The sequence below is a fragment of the Micromonospora sp. HK10 genome, from assembly GCF_000982955.1.
Lineage (GTDB): Bacteria > Actinomycetota > Actinomycetes > Mycobacteriales > Micromonosporaceae > Micromonospora.
This window is the reverse complement of the sequence record NZ_KQ058673.1, coordinates 1-9638: the sequence shown is the minus strand read 5'-3', so window position 1 is coordinate 9638 and position 9638 is coordinate 1. Positions and strand designations below refer to the sequence as shown.

At 74.9% G+C, this 9638-nt stretch carries 1 protein-coding gene; it reads right to left on the bottom strand.

Annotated features, from left to right (window positions below; all coding sequences use genetic code 11):
- On the bottom strand, window positions 1-9638 hold a 9638-nt coding region (locus tag LQ51_RS02845; RefSeq protein ID WP_046563056.1), incomplete at both ends, for a type I polyketide synthase.

Below are 9638 nucleotides of genomic sequence, written 5' to 3'. Positions count from 1 at the left end.
CTGCCGTCATGGTGTGCAGGGCGGCGTCGTCGGTGGTGCCGGCGGTGTGGAACACGGCGGTGAGGGGGTGAGCGTCCGGCACACCGCCGATGAGGGCGGTGACGGCGCTCGCGTCGGCGGTGTCGCAGGCGACCACGGTGGCGGTGACGCCCAGCTCGGTGAGCCGGTCGACCAGGTGCGCGGCGTCGGGTGCGTCGGGGCCGCGGCGGCTGGCGAGCAGCAGGTGTCGGGCGCGGCCGGTGGCGGCGAGGTGTTCGGCGAGCAGGGCACCGAGGGTGCCGGTGCCGCCGGTGATCAGCACCGTCCCGTCCGGATCCCACCCGGTGGCGGCGCCGTCCTCGATGGCCGCGGCGCTCATCCGCACCACCCGGGGGGCGAGCAGCGCGCCGTCGCGGACGGCCAGTTGGGGCCGGCCGGTGGCGGCGGCCGCCCCGAGCAGGTCGTCGCCGGCCGGGTCCAGGTCGACGAGACTGATCCGGTCCGGGTGCTCCGACTGTGCCGAACGGACCAACCCCCACAGCGCCGCCGCGGGCAGGTCGGTGACGTCGTCACCCGGCCGCGCGGCGACCGCCCCGCGGGTCAGGACGATCAGGCGGCTCGCCGCACACCGGTCGTCGGACAGCCAGCGACGCAGGGCCGCGAGGGTACGGTCGACCAAATCGTGCGTACCGGCCACGACCTCCTGATGCGGTGTGCTCGGGCGGACGACCACCACCGCCGGCACCGGCTCCGGGCCGTTGAGCAGGTCGTCGAGGCCGGGCAGGTCGACCGCCGGCGGTACGGCCGTCCGGGTCGGCGCCGGCACCGCAACCCACGTGGTCAGGTAGAGAGCGGCCGCCTGCGGGTCGAGGTCGCCCGTCGACGGGGTGCGTAGCGCCAGCCGGCCGATGGTGACGGCGGCAGCACCGGTCGGGTCGACGGCGTCCACGGTGACGCTGTCCGGCGCCGCCCGGCTGATCCGCACCCGTAGCGCACGGGCCCCACCGGCGGCCAGCCGGACGTCCGACCAGGCGAACGGTAGCCGTACGCCCTGGTCGGTCCCGTCGAGCAGGGCGAGGGGGTGCAGCGCGGCGTCGAGCAGGGCCGGGTGGATGCCGTACCCGGTGGTGGTCAGTTCGTCCGGCACCTCGACCTCGGCGTAGACCGTCTCCCCGTCCCGCCAGGCGGCCCGTACGCCCCGGAAGGCGCGCCCGTAGTCGACGCCCGCCTCGGCGAACCCGGCGTAGAGGGCGTCGACATCCACCGGCGTGGCAGCGGCCGGTGGCCAGGCCGGGAAGGGGTCAACCGCCGGCACCGCCGCGTACGACAGGCCGCCGGTGGCGTGCACGGTCCAGTCGCCGTCGGGGTCGTCCTGGTCGCGGGAGCTGATGGTCAGCGGTGCCTGTCCCGACCCGTCGGACGGCCCGATCTCGACGCGCAACTGCCGGCCCGTCCGGGGGTCGAGGGTGAGGGGGGTTTCGATGGTGAGGTCGTGCAGGTGGGGGTGTCCGGTGTGGTGCCCGGCGTGCAGCGCCAAATCGACGAAGGCGGTGCCGGGCAGCAGGGTGGTGCCGGCGATGGTGTGGTCGGCCAGCCACGGATGGTTCGGCGGCGAGAGCCGCCCGGTGAAGAGGTGGCCCTGCTGGTGGGGGAGTTCGATGGCGGCGGCCAGGAGGGGGTGTCCGGTGCTGTGCAGGCCGAGGTCTTCCGCGTCGTTGACGGTTGGCTCGGCGTGCAGCCAGTAGCGCTCGTGCTGCCAGGGGTAGGTGGGTAGCGGCACCGGTGGAATCGGCCCGGCGTGCAGCAGGGGTGTCCAGTCGACGTCGAGGCCGGTGGTGTGGGCGGTGGCGAGGGCGGTGAGCAGGGCTGCCGTTCCGTCGTGTCCGCGCTGCTGGGTGGCGATGGTGGTGGCGTCGGTGAGGGTTTCCCGGGTGAGCGTGGTGAGGGTGGCGTCGGGCCCGACTTCGATGAAATTGGTGACGCCGAGCTGGTGCAGGGTGTCGGTCCCGGCGGCGTAGTTGACCGTCTCCCGGATGTGTCGGGTCCAGTAATCGGGGTCGGACAGCTGGTCGTCAGTGGCGATAGCGCCGGTCAGGTTGGACACGATCGGCAGCGACGCCGGGTGGTAGGTGACGGTGGTGGCGGCGTCGCGGAAGTCGTCGAGGATGGCGTCGGTATGTGCGGAGTGGAAGGCGTGCGCGACGTGCAGTTTGCGCGCCCGCACGCCGTCGGCGGTGAGTTGGGCGGCCAGGGCGTCGATGGTGTGGGTGTCGCCGGCGAGGACGAGTGAGGTGGGGCTGTTGTGCCCGGCGAGGCTGACATCGGGGTGGGCGTCGAGGATCGGCCGGATGCGGTCGAGGGGTGCGGTGACGGCGAGCATGGCCCCGGCGGGCATCCCGTGCATGAGCCGCGCCCGGGTGGCAACCAGCTTCGCGGCGTCGGTGAGGTCGAGGACGCCGGCTATGTGGGCGGCGGTCAATTCGCCGATGGAGTGTCCGATGAGGTAGTCGGGTCGGATTCCGAAGGTGTCGAGCAGCCGCACCATGGCGGCCTCGGCGGCGAACAGGGCCGGCTGCGTGTAGCGGGTCTGGATGAGCAGGTCGGTGTGCGCGCCGGTCATGACCTCCCGTAGCGGGTGCTCCAGGTGCGCGTCGAGGGCGGCGCAGACGTCGTCGAGGGCGGTCGCGTAGACGGGGAAGCGGGCGTAGAGGTCGGCGGTCATGCCGGGGTGCTGGGCGCCCTGACCGGTGAACAGGAACGCGACCCTGCCACCGCCACCACTGGCCACCCCCGTGTGCAGGCTTGGATGGGCAGTACCGGTGGACAGGGCGCGCAGTGCGGCGATCAGGTCCGCCGCCGTGTGCGGCTCGCCGTCGCCGGGTGGGCCGGCCGGCACGATCGCCGCCCGCTCGGCAAAGGTGGCCCGCCCGGCGAGCAGCGCGTACCCGACCGCGGGCGGCTCCAGCTCGGGGTGCTCGTCGAGGTGGGCGGCCAGCCGGGCCGCCTGCTCGCGCAGCGCGGCCGGGGTCTTCGCCGACAACAGCCACGGCAGCGCGACCTCCGCGCCGCCGCCCGCCTCCTCAGTTGCGGCAGTCGGGTCGGCCGGAGTCGAGACGGCGGGCGCCGCTGCCGGGGCCTGTTCGATGATGACGTGGGCGTTGGTGCCGCTGATGCCGAACGAGGAGACCGCGGCGCGTCGCGGCCGGCCGTGCTCCGGCCACGGGGTGTTCTCGGTGAGCAGGGCCACCGCGCCGGACGCCCAGTCGACGTGCGACGAGGGGGCGTCGACGTGCAGGGTCTTCGGCAGCACGCCGTGGCGCAGCGCCTGGACCATCTTGATGATGCCGGCCACCCCGGCGGCGGCCTGGGTGTGCCCGATGTTCGACTTGATCGACCCGAGCCAGAGCGGCTCGTCGCGCTCCTGCCCGTACGTGGCCAGCAGCGCCTGCGCCTCGATCGGATCACCCAGGGTGGTGCCCGTACCGTGCGCCTCCACCGCGTCCACGTCGGCGGGGGCGAGCCGGGCGGCGGCCAGGGCCTGCTGGATGACCCGCTCCTGCGCGGGACCGTTGGGGGCGGTCAACCCGTTGCTGGCGCCGTCCTGGTTGACCGCCGAGCCGCGGATCACCGCGAGCACCGGGTGACCGTTGCGCCGGGCGTCCGACAGCCGCTCCAGCAGGAGCAGACCCACCCCCTCGCTCCACCCGGTGCCGTCGGCGGTGTCCGCGAAGGACTTGCACCGCCCGTCGGCGGCGAGCCCGCGCTGCCGGGCGAACTCGATGAACGTCCCGGGGGTGGCCATCACGGTCGCCCCGCCGGCCAGGGCGAGGCTGCAGTCGCCGTTGCGCAGCGCCTGGATGGCGAGGTGGGCGGTGACCAGGCTGGACGAGCAGGCGGTGTCGACGGTGAGCGCCGGCCCCTGCAACCCCAGCGTGTACGCGAGCCGCCCGGAGGCGATGCTGCCGGCGTTGCCGTTGCTCAGGTGGCCCTCGTAGCCGGCCGGCGGGTGCTGTAGGCGGGCGCCGTAGTCGCCGTACATGATGCCGGTGAAGACGCCGGTGTCGCTGTGCCGCAGCGTGTGCGGGTTGATCCCGGCGTTCTCGATGGTCTCCCAGGCGGTCTCGAGCAGCAGCCGGTGCTGCGGGTCGGTGGCGGCGGCGTCGCGCGGGCTGATGCCGAAGAAGTCGGCGTCGAAGGCGTCGGCGTCGTGCAGGAAGCCGCCGTGGCGGGTGTACGTGGTGCCGGGGTGGTCGGGGTCGGGGTGGTGCAGCCGGTCGAGCTGCCAGCCGCGGTTGGTGGGGAATTCGCTGATCGCGTCGATCCCGCCGGCGACCAGATCCCACAACTGGTCCGGGCTGCTAACGCCGCCCGGGTAGCGGCAGGCCATGCCGACGATGGCGACCGGCTCGTCGGCCGGCGCCGGACCCGCGACGGTACGGGTGACGCCCGCTCCGGTGGTGGGCGCCAACCGGGCGAGCAGGTGGGCGGTGAGGGCCTCGGCGGTGGGGTGGTCGAAGATCAGCGTGGCGGGCAGCCGCAGGCCGGTGGCCGCGGTGAGCCGGTTGCGCAGGTCCACGGCGGTCAGCGAGTCGAACCCGAGGTCCTTGAACGCCCGCTCGGGCTCGACCTGGTCGCCGTCGGTGTGGCCGAGCACCGCGGCGACCTCGGCGCGGACCAGCCGGGACAGCAACCGGGCCCGCTCCGCGGGGTCCAGCCCGGCCAGCCTGCCGGCCAGGCCGGTGGCGTCGGGACTGGTCGCCGCGCTGCGCCGGAGCCGGGAGGGGCGCAGCGCGGGCACGCTCCGCGCGTCGAGGTCGGCGGCCACCAGCAGCGGCCGCCCGTCCGCCAGCGCGGCGTCGAGCAGGGCGAGGCCCGCCGCGTCGGTCAGCGGCCGTACGCCGTGCCGGGCGGCCCGCGACCGGTCCCGCGCGTCGAGGTGCCCGGTGATGCCGGTCTCCCGTTCCCACAACCCCCAGGCGACGGAGGTGCCGGGGCGTCCCTGCGCTGCGCGGTGCTGGGCCAGGGCGTCGAGGTAGGCGTTCGCCGCGGCGTAGTTGCCCTGCCCGGCGCTGCCGAGCGTGCCGGCGACCGAGGAGTAGAGCACGAACGCGGCGAGCGGCAGGTCCACCGTGGCCTGGTGCAGGTGCCACGCCCCGGCCACCTTCGGTGCCAGCACCCGGTCCAGCTGCGGGCCGGTGAGGGTGTGCAGCGGCGCGTCGTCGACCACACCGGCGGTGTGGAAGACGGCGGTGAGGGGATGCCCGGCGGGGATCCCGGCGAGCAGGGCGGCCACCGCCGCCGGGTCGGTGACGTCGCAGGCCGCCACGGTCACCTCGGCGCCCGCGTCGGCCAGCCGGGCGGCCAGCTCGTCGGCGCCGGGCGCCGCCGGTCCCCGCCGGCTGGCCAGCAGCAGCCGCCGGGCCCGTCCGGTCGCGGCGAGATGGCCGGCCAGCAGCGCGCCCAGTCCTCCCGTGCCGCCGGTGATCAGGACCGTGCCCTCGGGGTCGAGGCCGGTCTCGGGGTGCTCGCCGGGCAGCGTCCGGACGAGTCGTGGCCGCAGCGCGGCGCCCTCGCGGAGGGCCAGCTCCGGTTCGCCGGTGGCGACGGCGGCCGGCAGGGCGGCCCGGCTGGTCGGGGCGGCGTCCCAGTCGACGAGGACGAGGCGCCCCGGGTGCTCGGCCTGCGCCGCGCGGACCAGCCCTCGCACGGCGGCGGCGGCCAGGTCGGTGACCTCGTCGTGCGGCGCCGCGGCGACCGCGCCGGTGGTCAGCACCACCAGGCGGCCGGCGGCGCACCGGTCGTCGGCCAGCCAGCGGCGCAGCAGCGCCAGCGTTTCGGCGGTGCGCGCCGCGACGCCGTCGGGCCCGTCCGAGCCGGTGACGGCCAGGACGACGACCTCGTCGGGTGCGGCGTCCGCGGCGAGCAGCCGGTCGAGTCCCGCCGGGTCCAGGATCGGGTACGCCGGTGCCGCGGCGGCCGGGGCCAGGTCGAGGGTGGCCCATTCCACCGTGAACAGGCCGGCCGCGTCGCGGTGCCCGGCCTGCGGCAGCGGCCGGAGGTTGAGCGACTCGATGTCGATGACCGGCGCGCCGGCCGGGTCGGTGGCGTGCACGCTCACCAGGTCGGCGCCGATCTGCCGGAACCGGACCCGCAGGGTGGTGGCGTCGGTGGCGTGCAGGGCCACGCCCGACCAGGCGAACGGCAGGCGGGTCTCGCCGGCTGCGGCGGTGAGGGCGAGCGGGTGCAGGGCGGCGTCGAGGAGCGCGGGGTGGATGCCGTACCCGCTGCTGGTGATCTCGTCGGGGAGCCGGACCTCGGCGTGCACGGTGTCGCCGGCCCGCCACGCGGCGTGCAGGCCCTGGAAGGCGGGCCCGTAGTCGATGCCCGCGTCGGCCAGCGTCGGGTACAGGTCGGCGACGTCCACGGCGGTGGCGCCGGCGGGTGGCCAGGGCCCGGGCTCGCGCTCGGCGGGCGGTCCGCCCCGCGCGGTCAGGGTTCCGGTGGCGATCACCTGCCAGGTCGGGTCGGCGCCGTACCGGGTCCGGAAGGTGACCGCCCTGCGGTTGTCCCGGTCGGGGGCGCCGACGTGGACCTGGAGCGGTACGTGTGGGCTGCCGGCGTCGAGGGCGAGCGGCGCCTCGATGGTGAGGTCGTCCAGGTACGGCTGCCCGGTCTCGTGCCCGGCGTGCAGGGCGAGGTCGACGAAGGCGGTGCCGGGGAGCAGGACGGCACCGGCGATGGCGTGGTCGCGCAGCCACGGATGGGCGTCGACGCTCAACTGGGTGGTGTAGAGGTGTCCCTGGTCGTTGGGGAGCTCGATGGCGGCGCCGAGGAGCGGGTGTCCGGCGTGGCTCAACCCCAGGTCCGCCGGCTCGATCGGGCCGGTGCCGTGGTGCAGCCAGTAGCGGCGGCGCTGGAACGGGTAGGTGGGCAGCGAGATGGCCGGGCCGGACCGGCTGGGCAGCAGGGGTGTCCAGTCGACGTCGAGGCCGCTGGTGTGTGCGGTGGCGAGGGCGGTGAGCAGGGCTACCGTGCCGTGGTGTCCGCGCTGCTGGGTGGCGATGGCGGTGGCATCGGTGAGCGTTTCCCGGGTCAGGGTGGCCAGGGTGGCGTCGGGTCCGACCTCAATGAAATTGGTGACCCCCAGGCCGTGCAGGGTTTCGGTGCCGGCGGCGTAGGCCACGGTCTCGCGGATGTGTCGGGTCCAGTAGTCGGGGTCGGCGAGTTGGTCGTCGGTGGCGACCTGTCCGGTCAGGTTGGACACGATCGGCAGCGACGCCGGGTGGTAGGTGACGGTGGCGGCGGCGTCGCGGAAGTCGTCGAGGATGGCGTCGGTGTGGGCGGAGTGGAAGGCGTGCGCGACGTGCAGTTTGCGCGCCCGGATGCCGTCGGCGGTGAGTTGGGCGGCGATCGCGTCGATGGTGTCGGTGTCGCCGGCGAGGACGAGTGAGGTGGGGCTGTTGTGCCCGGCGAGGCTCACCTGCGGGTGGGCGTCGAGGATCGGCTGTACCCGGTGCAGGGGTGCGGTGACGGCGAGCATGGCGCCGGCGGGCATGGTGTTCATGAGTCGCGCCCGGGTGGTGACCAGTTTCGCGGCGTCGGGCAGGTCGAGGACCCCGGCGATGTGGGCGGCGGTCAACTCGCCGATGGAGTGTCCGATGAGGTAGTCGGGTCGGATCCCGAAGCTGTGCAGCAGTCGCACCATGGCGGTCTCGGCGGCGAACAGGGCGGGTTGGGTGTAGCGGGTCTGTCCGAGCAGGTCGGTGTGCGGGCCGCACATGACCTCGCGCAGTGGCTGCTCCAGGTGCGCGTCGAGGGCCGCGCACACCTCGTCCAGCGCCGCCGCGTAAACGGGGAAGCGGGCGTACAGGTCGGCGGTCATGCCGGGGTGCTGCGCGCCCTGGCCGGTGAACAGGAACGCCAGCTTCCCGTCGCGTACCGACCCCTGGACCAGGCCGGGGTGGGCCGTACCGGCCGCGAGGGCGTACAGGATGGTGATCAGGTCCGCCGTGGTGTGCGGCTCACCGTCCGGGCCGTCGATCGGCGCGACGATTGCGGCGCGGTGGGCGAACGTGGTGCGGGTGGTGGCCAGCGCGTGGGCGACCTGGGCGGGGTCGAGGTCGGGATGCTCGTCGAGGTGGGTGGCCAGTCGGGCCGCCTGCTCGCGCAGCGCGGCCGGGGTCCTGGCCGACAGCAGCCACGGCAGGGCGATCGTCGGGGTGGCGTTGCCGGCCGCCGCCGAGTCCGGCGTCCCGGCCGTCGGGTTGGTGGCGGTCGGGCTGGTCGGAGCCGGTCCGCCTGAGTTGGCGGCGGTCGGACTGGTCGGAGCCGGTCCGCCTGAGTTGGCGGCGGTTGGGCTGGTCAGCGCCGGTCCGCCTGGGTTGTCGCCGGTCGGGTCGGGTGCCGGTGCCTGTTCGATGATGAGGTGGGCGTTGGTGCCGCTGATGCCGAAGGAGGAGACGCCGGCCCGGCGGGGCCGGTCGTGGTCGGGCCACGGCGTGGTGTCGGTGAGCAGCGAGACCGCGCCGGCGGTCCAGTCGACGTGCGAGGAGGGGGCGTCGACGTGCAGGGTCCTGGGCAGCACGCCGTGGCGGATGGCCTGGACCATCTTGATGATGCCGGCGACGCCGGCGGCGGCCTGGGTGTGGCCGATGTTCGACTTGATCGAGCCGAGCCACAGCGGCTCCGAACGGTCCTGGCCGTAGGTGGCGAGCAGGGCCTGCGCCTCGATCGGGTCGCCGAGGGTGGTGCCGGTGCCGTGGGCCTCGACGGCGTCGACGTCGGCGGGGGTGAGGCGGGCGTTGGCCAGGGCCTGCTGGATGACGCGCTGCTGGGAGGGGCCGTTGGGGGCGGTGAGGCCGTTGCTGGCGCCGTCCTGGTTGACCGCCGAGCCCCTGATCACCGCGAGGACCTGGTGGCCGTGGCGCTGGGCGTCACTCAGCCGTTCCAGCAGGATCAGGCCGACGCCCTCGCCCCAGCCGGTGCCGTCCGCCGACTCCGCGAACGACTTGCACCGCCCGTCGACGGACAGGCCCCGCTGCCGGGCGAACTCCACGAAGATCTTCGGGGTCGCCATCACCGTGGCGCCGCCGGCGAGCGCCAGCGTGCACTCGCCGTTGCGTAGTGCCTGCATGGCCAGGTGGGTGGCGACCAGCGACGACGAGCAGGCGGTGTCCACGGTCAGCGCCGGCCCCTCGAGGCCGAGCGCGTAGGCGAGCCGGCCCGACGCGACGCTGGTGGTGTTGCCGGTCAGCAGGTAGCCGGCGACCTCCGCGGGCGGCGCCAGCGTCGCCGGGGCGTACTCCTGGGAGACGACGCCCGCGAACACGCCGGTGGCCGTGCCGCGCAGGCGGGTGGGATCGATGCCGGCCCGCTCCAGGACCTCCCAGGCGGTCTCCAGCAGCAGCCGCTGCTGCGGATCGGTAGCCAGCGCCTCCCGCGGGCTGATCCCGAAGAACTCCGCGTCGAACAGGCCGGCGTCACCGAGGAAGCCACCCTCCCGGGCGTACGTGGTGCCGGGCCGGTCGGGGTCGGGATCGTGCAGCGTCGCGAGGTCCCAGCCCCGGTCGGTGGGGAAGCCGGCCATCGCGTCGACGCCACCGTGGACCAGCTGCCACAGCCGCTCCGGCGAGTCGACGCCACCGGGGAACCGGCAGGCC